Here is a 15,098-nt window from a genome sequence, read left to right as displayed (position 1 = left end):
AACCCAACATGGATGTTAAAAACTTAACCAATATCTTGGTGTTGGGTTTCCTTTCGTCAACCCAACCTACTAAGCTGGTGAGAAATTGAAGTAAAGCAATTTAGACTACATTGCACTAGGTGCAACTCTGATCTCAGAATAAGTATATGTAAAAACTGTTATTCTCAAAATGAATAATCGACTCTTATTAAAAGAACAATTACAAACCAAGCTTGATCAGGTACAAACTAAAAGTGATGGATCTCCTGTCACCAATTTACAGTTAGATAAATCTCTAGTCGCAGAACTAGAACAACTTACTACAGAGTTAGAAAACTGCAATCCCAATCCTCGCCCCCTATTGTATGCTACAGATTTGTTAGCAGGAGCTTGGCAACTCAAATATTCCACCGCCAGAGAAATCCGCGCTTTAGCTTCCCTTCCGTTGGGATTAACAGTAGGTAAGGTATACCAAGTAATTAATGTTACTAATAAACAATTTTTCAATTTAGCTTTGGTTAAACATTCATTAGGGTTAATATCAGGGTATGTCAAAGTGACAGCTAGCTTTGAGCCGGCGACGGAAAACGTATCACCCCCACTGAATAGACGTATCAATGTCGATTTTGACAAACGCTATCTAGCCATTGAGAAGATTTTGGGAATAAATACGCCACAACTCAACCCATTTAAGATTGTTCCAGCGAATAACCCTCAAGGTAGAACGGCTACCCTTGACATTACTTATTTAGACGAAACATTGAGAATTGGTAGGGGAGGCGATGAAAGTTTGTTTATTTTGAATAAATCTGCGGATATACCTGAGTAAAATAACTTTCTCATCCTCATCATCTTCACTCCATGTATTTATCAGCAGGAGTGAATGATTTACTTTAAGTTTGACATGAGCCGAAAGGTAAACTTTAGCTTAGGTATTAGGCTATTTTCTAAACGATTCTTAATAACTTCTGTAACTTCATAATATGACATATTATCTTTAGTGCCAATTGGTATCGCAGCTTTCCATTGTCCATTTAAAATAACAGATACAATAACAGGTTTCAGTGTTTTTTTAGAGGATATATAGTGTTTTTTGATGTAACCCTCATTCTCATTAAGTGTTACTTTAGTAAAGTCTAATAAATAATTTTCAAATAATAGCCAAAATGCCTTGTTTACACTCACTGCAAGGTAAACTTCCTGATAAAGACTATTAAATGTTGTTTTCCCTTGATAAGTAACTAATTTTTGTCCATATATTTGACTAGGCGAGTAAGTACATTTTTGCAAATCGTTGTATAAGAAAGATTTCACATATACAATTATATTGCTACTGCGATTGCTTTCATAGTAGTTATTATCCTGTGGTATATTTTCTAAATACTGATTAACCTCATATTTATTTAAGTCAAGACCACGCTCTATTAATAAACTCTTCAAATACTGCTTTTTATGTGTAAGATTTACTAATCTTATAGACAAACCAAGATTTGGTGTTTCTATTTGTTTCAAATCCAGAGGAAATGTTAATAACTTGGTGGTATCTATTTTGTCTTTAAAGACTATTCTTACTAAATCTTGGCTATATGGGTTTAACCTATTTATAGATATGTTTTTAAGTTCTGTATATACTGAATTATCGTAACTATCATCTTTTAAATGTAACCCAATGATATTACTAAGTAAGCATTTATTTTTCAGTCCATCTAGCGATACATTCGTAACTGCTTTAATATCTATTCCTGCTAGTTGAGTCATTGTATACTCTTGAATGAGCGATATTACTCTTTGATCAGCTAAATAGATTTCTATTGCAAATCCATTAACCAACAGTCTTCTCAAAGTAAAATCACTAAATCGATAATATTTTTTGCTACTTTGATCAATCCAATTACTTGAATAGTTAACGTTTTTTCTAAATATTTTTTTGAGAAATTGGATTGTTGATTTCTTATCTTTTATTAGTTCTATTAACTCTGGTAAATTTATACAAATATGTATCACTTGCAATGAAACAACAGATTTGTTAATTCTCCAGTTGTCGCCGAAAGCTTTTGAATATTCAATTAATTGTTTATCTTCTTTTCGTGGAGGCTCGACACCTAATATAAAAGCATATGGTGCAAGAGTAAGTAATGTTTTTCTTAAAAGTGTCTCTGTTGGCTGTAGCCTTTTACTATTAACTTCCGTTCCGTTTAATTGAGGATGACATTTATCAATTTCTCTTTTCTCGATGCTATCGAGAACCGATACGTTGACTAAATCATAGTAAATAGTAAATTTCCTTTGGCGTTGTTTTTGAAGCTGATAGAATCTATGATGGCTTTTCCCTAACCAACGGTTACGCAGATTTTTAGCTTTTCCCACATACCAAACCACACCATTTTCGTCTACAACGTAATATATTCCTGCTGTTTCAGGTAGTAGTTCTCTGGTATTTAAAGCTAGACTAGGTAATTTTAGAATGTATTCGTCTGCATTCATTAGTTCTGTAGTTACTTCCTGAAGTATCTACGTTTAATATTCCCAAACTTACTAACCGAACAATACATATAGCCTTTTTCAGTCTAGTGGAGTACAGTAACAACAATGAGTAAACCAATTAAAAATATCATCTAAAGAGACTTGGCTAAAAGCAGTTTCAATTGCTGTTACTAAATCTGGATAACTCCTAGCACCAATAGAACGGAGTACATTCTTAATCTTTGACCAACAATTTTCAATGGGGGAAAAATCAGGAGAATATGGTGGTAAATAAATTAATTTAGCTCCGGCAGATTCGATGAGTTTTTCAATATCACCACCTTTATGAATTGAGCAATTGTCCATGATTACATAATCACCTTTGTTCAGTTTCGGAACTAGTTTTTGCGAGATATAAGCCTCAAATGTTAGACCATCAGTCGCTCCTAAAATACTATATTGGCTAACGACACCTCTCAAACCAATTGCACCAATTATCGAGACATTTTTACTACGTTTTTGCGTTCTTTTACCATGCGCTCTTTCACCTTTTTTGGCACGAGCAGAGTGTCTGTCCAAAGATAGATTAGCTCCGGCTTCATCTAGAAATATCAGCTTTTGGGCTGGTATTCCTCGTATTTGCAGCCAAAACTGTAATCTTAATGATTGCACTCTAGGAGTTTCTTTTTCTGCTGCGTGTAATGTTTTTTTTTAAGCTAATTTCCATTGCCTTTAACATTCTGTCTACTGTCGAAATCCCAATCGTTATTCCTGTCTTTTCTTTGAGTAGCTCCCGAATTTCTGATAAAGTGGCATCATTTTTGGCTTCTACTATTTCCTGAAGCACATTCAATTGTTGAGAGTTTAGCTTTGCTGGCGTTTGTTGTGTTCTGACTTTCGGTGCGATATTTCCCGTTTCTCTATACTGTTTCAGTAACTTCTCCATAAATCCTAAAGTTACACAAAATCTTTTTGCTAACTGTCGTTGTGATATTCCACCTTTCAAATATGTATCAAGTATTTTTTGGCGGAAATCCAGAGAATATGCTTGCATTTTTACCTTGGACTAATATGTATAGCTTTATTTTCTCAAGTGTACTTCATTAGACCGGGAAAGGCTATATAAAAAATCTATATTTAAATTATCTAATGCTTAACTTAACAGCAACTAAGATACTTTGCTAACGACTAGTAAATATACACAATCTGTATTGAACTACCATTCTCCTCTAGTATTACATACGAATAACCACTAGTGATAGCAAGTGCGATAGTCTCAAGAATATCTGTACTTTTTTCTACGCTTTTGGGTGGATGAATGACTCCGTAAGGATGAGTAGAAATGAATTAAAAGCTTAACAAGAGGATAAATTCATGACTCAAGGTAACGGACATTCCCAAGAACCTATTAGCAACTTAGAATACGACTTTTTGACAGTATTACATAACAAGGCGGAAGCAGTTAGAGCTTATGAAACTTATATTGAAGATGCAAAAGCAGTGAACTCTCAGCCTTGTGTAGACTTATTTCAAAAGTTGCGTCAATCGGAAATTGAGCAAGCACAAGAAATCCGTCGTCATCTGCAAGCCGTAATGGAACGCGGCAAAATGTAATATTAAGTTTGTAGTAAGCACTTTAGTGCTGATGTAATTGATAAAAGGACTAAAGTCCTTACTACGAACTAGGAAATTTTGATAGTTTTGCCGTGGGCTAATTTGATTTCTCCGGTATTTGGTGTTCCTGAATTGGCAAAATCACAGATGGATTGAAATGGACAAAACCGACAGTGATGTCCAGGATTAGGTGGAAATATTTCATTGAAATTTTGAGATGATTCTTGATATCTCTGGATATCTAATTGATGTTTTTGGGCAATTTTTACTAAGTCAACTTTCAAGGCTTCTAATTCATGATTTTTGAGTTGAATTAATTCTGATTCTTGCCGTAATTCTAAATTATAAAATGAGGCGACAGCTTCCCTACCAGGATATAAATAACTAGCGGCTAATAAATAAACTAATGCTTGTCTTTTATCAAAATTAGACTTGCCAGTTTTAAAATCTACAATATGTAAAGTTTGGGCATCTGATTCAATAAAAACACAGTCCATTGCTGCATATAAGCGAAAACTATAATTTTCTTCCTCAATCAAAATCGGTTTAGGAAAACCTTCATCGCCGCGAGTTAATTGCAGAATTCTTTTCCCTAAAAGTAATGGTGCTTCATAGTATTTTTTGAGAATTTGTAGGACGCGCTGTTGCACTTGCACAGCCGAATTACTCAATTTTAAGAGTTTAGCAACCTGCTCTACTCCATCTGATCGCGTTAGCAGATGTCGATTATGATGAAACTCATAAACACCTTTTTGCGCTAGTAACCCAATGCGCTGGGGTGGAGTAGCATTCGCTAATAATGCTTTAACCCGTGGTTCGTGTTGACGCGCTTTAATGAACCCCCGTCTCATGTGGCAGTGCCAACGTTCTTGCCCCCTCGCTGGGGCAACTAAAGACCAGAGGTGATAACTAACAAAAAGTCGTTCGGGGGTTGACATTGGTCAATCGCAGTGAGAAATAATACGGTGGAAGACGCTTGCAGCTACGCACGCTTTGCGGGAAGCTTCCTAATAGAGTTCACAAGATATGGGAGAAAGTGGCAAACATGAGTGGTAGCAATTCTAGCAAGATAAAATTTGGTACTGACGGATGGCGAGGAATTATCGCCGATGATTTTACTTTCCCCAATGTGCGGAAAGTAACAAGAGCGATCGCAAGTTATTTAGAAACAGCCTACACAAAAGATAGACCAGTTCTGATTGCTTACGATACGCGCTTTTTAGCTGACCAGTTTGCCCAGACAGCAGCCCAAGTCTTAGCTGATTTAGGATGGAATGTTAAAATCACTGATCGGGATTGCCCCACACCAGTAATCGCTTATAATGCCCGTCACCTAAATTCGGCGGGGGCTTTGATGTTTACTGCTAGTCACAACCCAGCACCATACTGTGGGATTAAATATATCCCTGACTATGCTGGCCCTGCCACTCCAGAAATTACTGATACTATTGTGGCAAATATAGAAACTGCATCGGATGAATTGCCAAGTGGCAAACCATCAGGTTCTATTTCTATTTTCGACCCCAAACCAGACTATCTCCAATTTATCTATACATTGCTTGATGTGGAGCGAATTAAGAGCGCGCAGCTAAAAGTCAAGTATGATGCGTTATATTCTACATCCCGTGGCTATTTAGATGAAGTTTTGCAACAAAGTGGCACACAATTAGAAAGTTTCCACACTTGGCGCGATGTGTTGTTTGGCGGCGGAATGCCAGAACCCAAAGGGGAACAGCTAGTAGAATTAGTGGAAGCAGTGCGCCGAGATCATGCAGATTTGGGTTTAGCGACAGACGGCGATAGCGATCGCTTTGGTATTGTAGATGAATTAGGTAACGTCCTCACCCCTAACACGGTGCTTTTAGTGTTAGCGAGACATTTAATAAAAAATAAAGGTAAAAGCGGCGCAATCGTCCGTACAGTGGCGACAACGCACCTATTAGATAACTTTGCGGCAAAACACGGCTTACCTCTTTATGAAACAGCCGTAGGCTTTAAATACATTGGTGAAAAAATGCGGGAAACCACTGTTTTAATCGGTGGTGAAGAATCCGGCGGTTTAAGTGTAGTTGGGCATATTCCCGAAAAAGACGGCGTTTTAGCTGATATGCTGATTGCAGAGGCGATCGCTTACGAAGGTAAGCCTTTGAGTCAATTAGTCAAAGAAGCGATCGCAGAAGCTGACGGCCCGCTTTACAATAACCGTTTGGACTTACACTTAACAGAAGCCCATAAGAATGCCGTCATTGAATCCTACACCAAAAATCCGCCCTCTGAAGTAGCTGGAATTGCTGTGAAAGAAGTCGGACGCAAGGATGGGATTAAACTGTATTTAGCCGAGGGTAGCTGGGTGCTGCTGCGTCCTTCCGGTACTGAACCACTGGTACGCGTTTATCTAGAAACCAACTCACCTGAGAAACTTAGCCAACTCGCCCAAGAAATGGAAAGTGCGATCGCTAAGTTAGCATAGAACTTTAGACCGCAGATGCACACTGAGATATTTAGTGTACATCTGCATCTATCTATGGTTATATTTTTTATGAAAAGCTTTGCTAATTTTTTGATATCTTTAATTGTGGCGATTTGGGTAGTAGCGATCGCTATTGTTTCCGTCCAAAATTTCGAGCCAGTATCATTAAAATTCTTAACATTCCAATCAATTAAAATCCCAGTCGGTATAGTGCTGGCGTTTAGTGCTGGTGTGGGATTTGTTGGCGTGTCGATTCTACAACCCCTCTGGAATCTTGCTGATTCTGGTAACTCCCGTTTAGAAGAAGACGCAGAATTTTTCGTTGATGATGAAGATTTTTGAAGTGTGCTTCAACAGAATTACTTCAATTATTAGGTAAAATCAGCCTAATCATAGCTTTTTGAGAAATAGGCTGATTGATATTTTTGAATTAAAATCCTGGACTAACTTAACTTTTTATTTTTCAAATCATAAAGCTTACTAGTTTTTGATCGAAATTAATGTTTATTATTCCGTCTAATCCTAATAGTAAACGCCGAGCATCTTTCTCTTTAAGATTCAAGGTCAGGCTTTTTAGCTTTGCTTCATAATCTAAAATCTTAAGCATGAAATTGTCTAAAAATGTTTTTATCAAGTGTACTCCTTTTTTAAATCCAGGATCTACTCCTGGTAGATATTTTACAGCAAAGTCGGCAGCATTAGTAACTTGATTAGTAGTATTAGAAATTTGAACAGTAGACTTAAAATCATTTATTGAATCATTTAAAGATTTCAAGCTGTCCACTGATTCGTCAATCTCTTGTCTAATTTGTATCATCAAATCCTTGACTGCATCAATTTTAGTAATCACATTCTTTACATCAGATTCGTACTCACTTACTTGTCTGAAAGCTTTGTTTTGCAGGCGATTCAGTATAACACTAGTAATTAATACTGCTGGACTCACGGTAATATTAGCAAATGTAAGTAAACATAAAATTATCATGCTTCCTGTAAGAACCATCATTGAATACTTTCTTAAATGATTGCTTGTAGTTTTGTCAGCTTGTTTGAGTGATATGTTTTGGTCTAAAAGGTCTTTAAATTCCAATTTCAAAGGATTTGCAAGATGAGTTGCCCCGTAGCATTTTTTCAAAGTATCAACAGAATTAGCATCATCGACAATATATTGCTTAATTTCATCGAAAGTATCTTTGCATTGTTGAATCTGCTGGATTGAAATTTCACTAGACATTACAAGTTGTTTATTGTTTGTAATATTTTCATCAATAAATTTGAAAATATTCTCTGTGTTAGATATTGTGTCTTTACAGATTTGAGAGTATTCTTGTACACTACTTTTAGTAAATTTTAAGTCTACATCTAATTCTTTGAAACTTTTGTCATGGAGATATTGACAACTTGTAAATTTCTCGTTGGTCATATCTATATCAGCGATTGTTCTAGCACCTAAAAAAGCTCCCGTACAAGCAATCACTAAGGAAATAACACCCAGAAACAGTGCAATCATAAATACCTCTTAGACTTTCTATTTTTTAGCCCTTTTACTGCATATCAAAAATCAAACAAGGGCTTGCTTATAAATATATTTCCCGAATTAATTTCATAATCACATCAACAAATATCACAAAAAATTATCAATAATTTTATTTTCTATTAATTTTCGTTATTTGATGCTTTCTATGGACTAATTTAATGATAGAGATGTGAGTATTTTTAACATCAACAATACCTTTAAAATCGCATATTCAACAAAGTACAGTGAATCAGCGATCGCACTTCAATTAAAGCTAAAATAATGGAGCGTAGTCTTGTAAAAATGATGAGTAATGAAAATTAAAGCAGTTATCTGGCAAGAAGATGATGTATGGTGTGGTTCTGTACCAGCTTTACCAGGATGTCACACTTGGGGAGATAGCTACGAACATCTATTAGAAATGCTACAAGATGCGATTCAAGGCTGGCTAGAAGTTGCTAGTGAAGGGCAAAAAATATAGAGTAAATTGCTTTGTTCTGATCATACAGAATAAGTCATATTTTTAGCGATCGCCTAAGTTCGGTGTCAAGCGATGTCAGAGACAAGCCGCTTTGCGTCTACGCACTCATTAAAAATACACTTCAATACAGTTTAATGACTGTTAAAATAACGCGCAGGAGGCTGAATCATGTCTAATACTGCTCAGGAAATATACAACCAAGTGATTCGTGACTTACCACCAAATGAAAGACTACGCTTGGCAAACTTAATTCTTAATGATTTAGTGCAGAATAATTTGGCTATCATCGACGAAAGCGATACATGGACTGAGCAAGACCAAATAGACTTAACATCATTCTCTTTACAGTACGCATCTACAAATTTTCCTGAAAGTGAGGAGATTGCTTAGTGTCGTTTAACCCTGCTGATGTAGTTACAGTTGATTTTCCTGGTGTAACTGGTGTTAAGCGTCGCCCTGCTGTAGTTATATCCTCTGTTACTTATCAAAGAGTTCGTCCAGATATCATTATTGGACTGATAACAACACAGACAACCTCATTGGGAGTAACAGACTACGCACTTCAAGATTGGGTGGAAGCAGGCTTGCGAGTTGCATCCATTTTTCGTAGTTTCATTGTCACACTACCAGCATCAGCTAATGTGGTTTTAATTGGTCACTTGTCAGAACGTGATTGGAAAGGTGTTCGTACTTTTCTAAAGATAGCTTTTGCTGAATTAGATGAGCCTAATTCACACTCAGATATATCTACCCAATAGGGCGATTGTATTATAGGTGTTAATAATTCAACTTTTGAGTTCATTTAGTAACCCAATATAAATTGCTTTGTCCTGATCATACAGAATAAGTCATATTTCTAGCGATCGCCTAAGTTCGGTGTAAAGCGATGTCAGAGACAAGCCGCTTCTCTACGAGACGCTACGCGAACGCGTCTACGCACTCAGTTTAATGACAGTTAAAATAACAAGCAGGAGCTTAAATCATACCTAGCACTGCTCAAGAGATATACAACTAAGTTATCTGTGACTTACTATGACTCAAGCCATACGCAAGCTGACTACATTTGATGAGTTTGTTGCTAAATATCCAGATGAAACAGGGAAACGTTATGAACTCCATGATGGAGTAGTAGTTGAAATGCCACAACCAACAGGAGAACATGAAGAAGTCACTGGATTTTTAGCCTTTGAAATTACTAGAGAGTGTATCCGGTTAAATCTCCCCTATTTCATCCCCAAGACAGCATTAGTCAAACCACCTGAAAATGAATCAGCTTACTCACCGGATGTGCTGTTATTAAATCGCCCCAATTTAGGCAATGAACCTCTATGGAAAAAAGAATCTACTGCCATTCAAGGAATATCAATCCCATTAATTATTGAAGTTGTAAGTACAAATTGGCGTGATGATTATTTGAAAAAATATGCTGATTATGAAGTAATGGGGATTCCTGAATACTGGATTGTAGATTATGCAGGATTGGGAGGTAGAGAGTTCATAGGTAATCCTAAACAACCTACCATTTTAGTGTGTTGTTTAGAAGAGGGTGAGTATACTGTGAGAAAATTTAGATGTGACAACCTTATTCAATCTGTAACCTTCCCTGATTTGAATTTAACTGCACAACAAATTTTTAACGCTAGTTTGTGATCATGGCTGTAAATTACCACAATATTATTACCATTGAACCAGGAAAAAGAGGCGGTAAACCATGTATTCGAGGAATGCGAATAACTGTGTATGATGTAATATCATATCTTGCTGCTGGTATGACCTATCAGGAAATACTCGATGATTTTCCTTATTTAACGCAAGAAGATATTTTGGCTTGCATTAGATATAGCCAATTTTTTTAGCTATGGGTTAGTTGTAGCTTGAGATAATCGATAAAATCTAACAGTTCATTATCAGAGAGTTGATGGCGCGATCGCTTGCCATATTTTTGCTGTAAAAACTCTCTTCCCTGCTCTGGACTCCAATTTAATTGTGATAGATAATTATCAGTTTCAGCTATAAAACCTGCACGATTATCAGACGAAATTAACTCTTGATTGTAATTTTGAATATTGTTAATTTTAACGCTAACTTTCTGCCCTAGAGCTTGCCAATCTATTTCCTTATGCCCATCCCAGCTAACACCTACAGCACGATAAGTTACTGGATTATAGATAGTACAAAAGACAATTGTTTTATCACCAGGACTAACAGAAATTGTGAGAGGCTGACATAACTGTTCATGTGTCAAAACATCTAGTGAAAGTAACAAACTTTTAGAAAAATAAGATTCACTACCTGAGCGAACTACATAAGGCTTATCCGCCAAAATATGCAAATCAGTTTTTTCAGCCTCACCGTGTGATGTTTCAACTTTCTTATTAACTTCAATCCCTGTAATTACTCCAGTCAAAGCCCTATCATAAATCGGAATTGGTTTAGTATCATCCGAGAGCATATACCAACAGTGATCAATTTCTTTACTCACAAAAACATACTGAGGCTTGGGGATAGAGCCGAACCCTAATTTAACATCCATAAAATAGCCTGATAACTTTAATTGCTGAATCTCTTTAATAGATATAATTCCCCAACCATCAAGCTAATTAACACTTAAAACACACCAATAAACCCTCCGCGCCCCTCTGCGTTAAAAAATAAAACCCCACTTCCAGCTAAAATCTCAGCCATGAAGTGAGGTACTCACGCAGATTAAATTCAAACTATAGTTTCCGGTTCATAACCCAAAGCCTTTAACCTGCTTTCTAATTTCTGTACCCTATCTTCTGCTTCTAAACGCAGTTGTTCTTCTATACTTAACCGTGCTTCTGCTTCCATCATCCGTTCTTCTGGCGTGAGCAATCGGCGTTTCTGCTCATCATACCAGTACAACCATTCTCTTGCTATTCCTTGATAAAGACCTCTTTCCTTACCAATTCCTAAACCAATTTCTGGTAGCCAAATGGGATTTCCTGATAATAGGAAATATTCCCCATCTTCTAGGCGATAGACTTCCAAAGGTGACTTTTTGCGCCGGAAAGGATTGTATACAACGTAATACAAAACTCCCATTTCAGCATAAATATCTTTTTTGGTACTGTATTCGCCTAAATGTTTGGGAGAGGCCACTTCTATAGCTAACATTGGCGGATTTTCTTCTTCCCACAGCACATAGCTGAGGCGTAAATCCCCATGCACAAAACGCTTAACTCCGACACTTAAGAAACCATCAGGGACGATCGCTGGCTTTTTTGGGTCATAATGAATACCCATATTTACACCAAAGTACCAATCCCATCGGTCTAACCAAACTAAAGCCAGTGTCGCTTTTAGTAAACTTGGAATTAATTCTTGTATTTCATTATCCACAGGCGTGTCCTCGGAGTTCGGTAGCTCTTCGGAAGATGGTAAACAGTGTAACGAGTTGTAGTTTAACATGAGAGGTTTTCTCTGACTCTAGTTTTAGATAGAGAAATTGATCAAGATAAATATACTTCTGTTCAAGTTGTCTGATATCAATCGCTAGTAGACTCTATCACAGGATAATAAAGTTAATGGGCAGCAAGAAGATTTATATTTTCTTAATATGATTGTAATTTATGAGTCAAACCCCTGTTAACGTCACTTATTCTTTAGAGGAAATCTTAGGACAAATCAATCAGAAGCTAGATACCCTACAAAAAGACGTTACAGAAATTAAAATCGGACAAGTCAAGCTAGAAGCTGAACTCAAGGGAGATATTAAATCTCTGGAAACGGAATTTAAAGGAGATATTAAAGCCTTAAAAGCGGAACTCAAGGGAGAAATTAAGGCTTTAGACACGGAGGTGAAAGGAATCTGTAAGCGGTTGGACACTCAAGAGTGTATTAATCGTTTTGTGGTGGTTGGCTTTGTCTTAGCCTTGAAAGCCGGAGTAATCAAATTATTTTTTCCTAGCTTGTCTAATTAGCAGAGAACCCCACCTTCTTCAAGAAAGCGGGGTTCTATCGTCTCACAATGCTCACGAATCCCAATTAATTGCCAATTGCTGGTGCATTGAAAGAAACTTCTGTAGTTTCTGTTTTTTGATCCGCTAAAGTAGGAACGGAATCACGCAATCTAGCTGTTAGTTGTACGGTTGTAGCGTCGTACATCTGAGTTAGTAACTTGGGATAGAAACCAATACCAATAATTGGCACCAAAAGACAAGCAATGATAAAGACTTCGCGGGGTTCAGCATCAATCAAAGCTTGATGAGAAACTAATTCTTCGTTTTCCTGTCCGTAGAAAATTTCGCGCAACATTGACAACAGATAAATAGGAGTTAAAATCACTCCCACTGCCATCAAAAATACTACGATGACTTTAAAAGTAGAGCTATAAGCGTCACTGGTAGCAAAGCCGACGAATACCATCAACTCTGCCACGAAACCACTCATCCCTGGTAGTGCTAAGGAAGCCATTGAACAAGCAGTGAACATGGCGAAAATCTTTTGCATCCGCTTACCAACACCACCCATTTCATCTAACATCAGGGTATGTGTCCGGTCATAGGTTGCACCCACGAGGAAGAATAAACTCGCCCCGATTAAACCGTGGGATACCATTTGCAAGACTGCGCCACTTAACCCTAAATCGGTAAAGGAAGCAAACCCGATAATCACAAACCCCATGTGCGAAATTGAGGAGTAAGCAATTTTGCGTTTGAGGTTGCGCTGGGCAAAAGACGTTAAGGCTGCATAGATGATGTTAACTACCCCCAGAATTACTAAAGCTGGGGCAAAGTAAGCATGGGCATCGGGTAGCATCTGGGCATTCATGCGAATTAGAGCGTAACCACCCATTTTCAGCAGAATCCCAGCCAGTAACATATGCACGGGGGCTGTAGCTTCACCGTGGGCATCTGGTAGCCAAGTATGCAGGGGAATGATGGGCAATTTGACAGCGTAAGCAATCAGGAAGCCACCGTAAAGTAATAATTGGAAATTGAGGGCGTAATCTTTAAGACCGAGCGATCGCATATCAAAGGTGACATTATCGCCATAAAAGGCCATTGTCAACGCTGCGATTAAAATAAACAGCGAACCGCCTGCGGTGTACAAAATAAACTTGGTGGCTGCATACTGACGCTTTTTACCGCCCCAAATCGCCAGCAACAGGTAAACGGGAATTAATTCCAGTTCCCACACCAGGAAAAACAGCAGCATATCCTGCACAGCGAAGACAGCGATTTGTCCGCCGTACATCGCCAACAGTAAAAAGTAAAATAGCTTGGGCTTGAGAGTCACAGGCCAGGCTGCTAAAGTTGCTAGGGTGGTAATGAATCCAGTCAAAATAATTAGGGGCATAGACAAGCCATCAGCCCCGACTGACCAATTCAAATCTAACTGGGGAACCCAGGGATAACTTTCTACAAGTTGTAAATCGGGGTTAGAAAAGTCGTACCCAGTATAAAAAGCGTAGACAATCAGCGCAAAGTCTATCAACCCGACAACCAGGGAATACCAGCGCACGGTTTTGCCGTCTTTATCTGGGATAATGGGGATTAGTAGCGACGCTGCGATCGGTAACAAGATAATCGTCGTCAGCCACGGGAAATTAGCTGTATTCATTACAATTTGTCTGCTATCAAAATCATGTTTGCCAAAAAGCCACTAGTTATTAACTAACAGCTTTTTGACGATTTGGCATTTATTGTTAGTTTGATTTAATCAAATCAGCAACCCCCGATTTTTCGCTTGGGAGTCTTTTTTGACTTGTTTGGTATCAAATTTCTGGCTAAACGCAGTCACTCAAATTTAAAAGGACACATAAAATGCAAATTACCATCGAAATCCCTGATGATATTGCTCATCAACTCGCTAATACCCCTGACCAACTTTCTCGGCGCGCTCTAGAATCTTTGGTGGTTGAAGCTTATCGCCATCAGCAAATCTCGACAGCCCAAGTTCAGCGTCTGTTAAATCTCTCTTCTCGACTAGCTACGGATGCTTTTCTTAAAACTTATGAAGCTTATCTGCCTTATACCGCAGCAGACTTAGAGGAAGACTTAAAAGCTATTGACAAAGCAATTACCCAGTGATGACCATTGTTTGCGACACTTCACCCTTGTGCTACCTCATTTTAATTGATGAAGTTGAAGTTTTGCCTCAACTTTTTGGTCGCATTATCATCCCCAATGCTGTCTGCACAGAACTCCTTGCTGAAGGCTCTTACATCCAGGTTCAAAAATTGATTGCCCAACCTCCAAGCTGGTTAGAAATTCACTCTAACACGCCTCTTTTACCCAACTTATCCAGCAAACTAGGTATAGGTGAGCAAGAAGCCATTTCTCTAGCTGTCCAACTTGACGCATCCCTAATCATTTTAGATGATATGGATGCTCGACAGGCAGCGATCGCTTACGGTCTGAATGTAACAGGCTTACTCGGTGTTCTTTATCGTGCAGGTACTCAAGATGTCATCAATTTCCCTAATGCCATCTCTCGATTGCAATTAACCACCTTTCGTGCTTCTTCTGCCCTAATCCAAAGTTTTTTAGATCGTTATTACCAAGAACGAAGTTAGTTTTACCAGCATGGATAGAATTATTAGCTAAAAA

Annotated in this window: 19 protein-coding genes; 12 read left to right on the top strand and 7 right to left on the bottom strand. The window is 37.8% G+C overall.

The window, feature by feature from the left end:
- The first annotated feature begins 169 nt into the window (after window positions 1-169).
- Window positions 170-808 (top strand): PAP/fibrillin family protein, encoded by a 639-nt coding sequence (locus ACQFX9_RS18595; protein ID WP_427157566.1) that lies wholly within the window; start codon window positions 170-172, stop codon window positions 806-808.
- A gap of 59 nt (window positions 809-867) precedes the next feature.
- Here the strand turns inward: ACQFX9_RS18595 and ACQFX9_RS18590 are convergent, their stop codons facing one another.
- Window positions 868-2,463, bottom strand: coding sequence for a hypothetical protein (locus tag ACQFX9_RS18590; RefSeq protein ID WP_427157564.1), 1,596 nt, complete (start codon window positions 2,461-2,463; stop codon window positions 868-870).
- 78 nt (window positions 2,464-2,541) lie between these two features.
- Window positions 2,542-3,496, bottom strand: a protein-coding gene (locus ACQFX9_RS18585; protein WP_427157563.1) for an IS630 family transposase whose coding sequence is annotated in 2 segments (ribosomal slippage) — window positions 2,542-3,154 and window positions 3,153-3,496 — 957 coding nt in all. Because the reading frame shifts where the segments join, the coding sequence is not laid out codon by codon here.
- A 320-nt stretch (window positions 3,497-3,816) separates the two neighbouring features.
- Between ACQFX9_RS18585 and ACQFX9_RS18580 the strand changes: the two genes are divergently transcribed.
- A complete protein-coding gene (locus ACQFX9_RS18580; RefSeq protein ID WP_103136049.1) occupies window positions 3,817-4,056 on the top strand; it encodes a hypothetical protein in 240 nt (79 codons plus the stop codon).
- Window positions 4,057-4,124: 68 nt separating this feature from the next.
- Here the strand turns inward: ACQFX9_RS18580 and ACQFX9_RS18575 are convergent, their stop codons facing one another.
- Window positions 4,125-4,994, bottom strand: coding sequence for a PD-(D/E)XK nuclease family protein (locus ACQFX9_RS18575; RefSeq protein ID WP_427157562.1), 870 nt, complete (start codon window positions 4,992-4,994; stop codon window positions 4,125-4,127).
- Between the two features lie 107 nt (window positions 4,995-5,101).
- Between ACQFX9_RS18575 and ACQFX9_RS18570 the strand changes: the two genes are divergently transcribed.
- Together ACQFX9_RS18570 and ACQFX9_RS18565 are read left to right on the top strand one after the other, a co-directional pair.
- A complete protein-coding gene (locus ACQFX9_RS18570; protein WP_427157561.1) occupies window positions 5,102-6,526 on the top strand; it encodes a phosphoglucomutase/phosphomannomutase family protein in 1,425 nt (474 codons plus the stop codon).
- Between the two features lie 69 nt (window positions 6,527-6,595).
- Entirely contained in the window at window positions 6,596-6,868 is a 273-nt protein-coding gene (locus ACQFX9_RS18565; RefSeq protein ID WP_427162933.1) for a DUF1049 domain-containing protein, read from the top strand.
- 121 nt (window positions 6,869-6,989) lie between these two features.
- Here ACQFX9_RS18565 and ACQFX9_RS18560 read toward each other — a convergent pair whose 3' ends face one another.
- Entirely contained in the window at window positions 6,990-8,036 is a 1,047-nt protein-coding gene (locus tag ACQFX9_RS18560) for a hypothetical protein (protein WP_427157560.1), read from the bottom strand.
- A gap of 319 nt (window positions 8,037-8,355) precedes the next feature.
- Between ACQFX9_RS18560 and ACQFX9_RS18555 the strand changes: the two genes are divergently transcribed.
- The 5 genes from ACQFX9_RS18555 (at window position 8,356) to ACQFX9_RS18535 (ending at window position 10,379) form a co-directional block, all read left to right on the top strand.
- Window positions 8,356-8,523, top strand: a complete 168-nt coding sequence (locus ACQFX9_RS18555) for a type II toxin-antitoxin system HicB family antitoxin (protein ID WP_427157559.1) — start codon at window positions 8,356-8,358, stop codon at window positions 8,521-8,523.
- Between the two features lie 168 nt (window positions 8,524-8,691).
- Entirely contained in the window at window positions 8,692-8,913 is a 222-nt protein-coding gene (locus ACQFX9_RS18550; RefSeq protein ID WP_427157558.1) for a hypothetical protein, read from the top strand.
- Window positions 8,913-9,281: a type II toxin-antitoxin system PemK/MazF family toxin gene (locus tag ACQFX9_RS18545; protein WP_427157557.1), complete on the top strand. Its 369-nt coding sequence runs from the start codon at window positions 8,913-8,915 to the stop codon at window positions 9,279-9,281. The genes ACQFX9_RS18550 and ACQFX9_RS18545 overlap by 1 nt, the downstream gene beginning before the upstream one ends.
- A 274-nt stretch (window positions 9,282-9,555) precedes the next feature.
- A complete protein-coding gene (locus ACQFX9_RS18540) occupies window positions 9,556-10,173 on the top strand; it encodes a Uma2 family endonuclease (RefSeq protein ID WP_427157555.1) in 618 nt (205 codons plus the stop codon).
- Between the two features lie 2 nt (window positions 10,174-10,175).
- The gene (locus tag ACQFX9_RS18535; protein ID WP_427157553.1) at window positions 10,176-10,379 is read left to right on the top strand and encodes a DUF433 domain-containing protein; all 204 of its coding nucleotides are present in this window, start codon (window positions 10,176-10,178) and stop codon (window positions 10,377-10,379) included.
- Here ACQFX9_RS18535 and ACQFX9_RS18530 read toward each other — a convergent pair.
- A complete protein-coding gene (locus tag ACQFX9_RS18530) occupies window positions 10,376-11,056 on the bottom strand; it encodes a hypothetical protein (protein WP_427157551.1) in 681 nt (226 codons plus the stop codon). The genes ACQFX9_RS18535 and ACQFX9_RS18530 overlap by 4 nt on opposite strands.
- A gap of 179 nt (window positions 11,057-11,235) precedes the next feature.
- Complete coding sequence (locus ACQFX9_RS18525; protein ID WP_427157549.1) at window positions 11,236-11,955, bottom strand: Uma2 family endonuclease; 720 nt, start codon at window positions 11,953-11,955, stop codon at window positions 11,236-11,238.
- 161 nt (window positions 11,956-12,116) lie between these two features.
- Between ACQFX9_RS18525 and ACQFX9_RS18520 the strand changes: the two genes are divergently transcribed.
- On the top strand, window positions 12,117-12,467 hold the full coding sequence (locus ACQFX9_RS18520; protein WP_427157547.1) for a hypothetical protein: 351 nt from the start codon (window positions 12,117-12,119) through the stop codon (window positions 12,465-12,467).
- Between the two features lie 64 nt (window positions 12,468-12,531).
- Here ACQFX9_RS18520 and ndhD1 read toward each other — a convergent pair whose 3' ends face one another.
- Complete coding sequence (ndhD1, locus tag ACQFX9_RS18515; protein WP_427157546.1) at window positions 12,532-14,109, bottom strand: photosynthetic/respiratory NAD(P)H-quinone oxidoreductase subunit D1; 1,578 nt, start codon at window positions 14,107-14,109, stop codon at window positions 12,532-12,534.
- A gap of 203 nt (window positions 14,110-14,312) precedes the next feature.
- Here ndhD1 and ACQFX9_RS18510 point away from each other — a divergent pair, with 203 nt between their 5' ends.
- Together ACQFX9_RS18510 and ACQFX9_RS18505 are read left to right on the top strand one after the other, a co-directional pair.
- Complete coding sequence (locus tag ACQFX9_RS18510; RefSeq protein WP_103136061.1) at window positions 14,313-14,579, top strand: UPF0175 family protein; 267 nt, start codon at window positions 14,313-14,315, stop codon at window positions 14,577-14,579.
- A complete protein-coding gene (locus tag ACQFX9_RS18505; RefSeq protein WP_427157543.1) occupies window positions 14,579-15,064 on the top strand; it encodes a DUF3368 domain-containing protein in 486 nt (161 codons plus the stop codon). The genes ACQFX9_RS18510 and ACQFX9_RS18505 overlap by 1 nt, the downstream gene beginning before the upstream one ends.
- Window positions 15,065-15,098: the final 34 nt, after the last annotated feature.

The organism is Aliinostoc sp. HNIBRCY26, from assembly GCF_050235535.1.
GTDB lineage: Bacteria > Cyanobacteriota > Cyanobacteriia > Cyanobacteriales > Nostocaceae > Trichormus.
The sequence above is the reverse complement of the archived record's forward strand: the minus strand, read 5'-3'. Positions and strand labels throughout refer to the sequence as shown.

Coding starts and splice junctions, on each gene's coding strand:
- ACQFX9_RS18595 (WP_427157566.1), top strand. CDS start 170: ATGAATAATCGACTCTTATTAAAAGAACAATTACAAACCAAGCTTGAT.
- ACQFX9_RS18570 (WP_427157561.1), top strand. CDS start 5,102: ATGAGTGGTAGCAATTCTAGCAAGATAAAATTTGGTACTGACGGATGG.
- ACQFX9_RS18520 (WP_427157547.1), top strand. CDS start 12,117: ATGAGTCAAACCCCTGTTAACGTCACTTATTCTTTAGAGGAAATCTTA.
- ACQFX9_RS18580 (WP_103136049.1), top strand. CDS start 3,817: ATGACTCAAGGTAACGGACATTCCCAAGAACCTATTAGCAACTTAGAA.
- ACQFX9_RS18565 (WP_427162933.1), top strand. CDS start 6,596: ATGAAAAGCTTTGCTAATTTTTTGATATCTTTAATTGTGGCGATTTGG.
- ACQFX9_RS18550 (WP_427157558.1), top strand. CDS start 8,692: ATGTCTAATACTGCTCAGGAAATATACAACCAAGTGATTCGTGACTTA.
- ACQFX9_RS18525 (WP_427157549.1), bottom strand. CDS start 11,955: ATGTTAAACTACAACTCGTTACACTGTTTACCATCTTCCGAAGAGCTA.
- ACQFX9_RS18555 (WP_427157559.1), top strand. CDS start 8,356: ATGAAAATTAAAGCAGTTATCTGGCAAGAAGATGATGTATGGTGTGGT.
- ACQFX9_RS18575 (WP_427157562.1), bottom strand. CDS start 4,994: ATGTCAACCCCCGAACGACTTTTTGTTAGTTATCACCTCTGGTCTTTA.
- ACQFX9_RS18535 (WP_427157553.1), top strand. CDS start 10,176: ATGGCTGTAAATTACCACAATATTATTACCATTGAACCAGGAAAAAGA.
- ACQFX9_RS18560 (WP_427157560.1), bottom strand. CDS start 8,036: ATGATTGCACTGTTTCTGGGTGTTATTTCCTTAGTGATTGCTTGTACG.
- ACQFX9_RS18505 (WP_427157543.1), top strand. CDS start 14,579: ATGACCATTGTTTGCGACACTTCACCCTTGTGCTACCTCATTTTAATT.
- ACQFX9_RS18510 (WP_103136061.1), top strand. CDS start 14,313: ATGCAAATTACCATCGAAATCCCTGATGATATTGCTCATCAACTCGCT.
- ACQFX9_RS18590 (WP_427157564.1), bottom strand. CDS start 2,463: ATGAATGCAGACGAATACATTCTAAAATTACCTAGTCTAGCTTTAAAT.
- ACQFX9_RS18540 (WP_427157555.1), top strand. CDS start 9,556: ATGACTCAAGCCATACGCAAGCTGACTACATTTGATGAGTTTGTTGCT.
- ACQFX9_RS18530 (WP_427157551.1), bottom strand. CDS start 11,056: ATGGATGTTAAATTAGGGTTCGGCTCTATCCCCAAGCCTCAGTATGTT.
- ndhD1 (WP_427157546.1), bottom strand. CDS start 14,109: ATGAATACAGCTAATTTCCCGTGGCTGACGACGATTATCTTGTTACCG.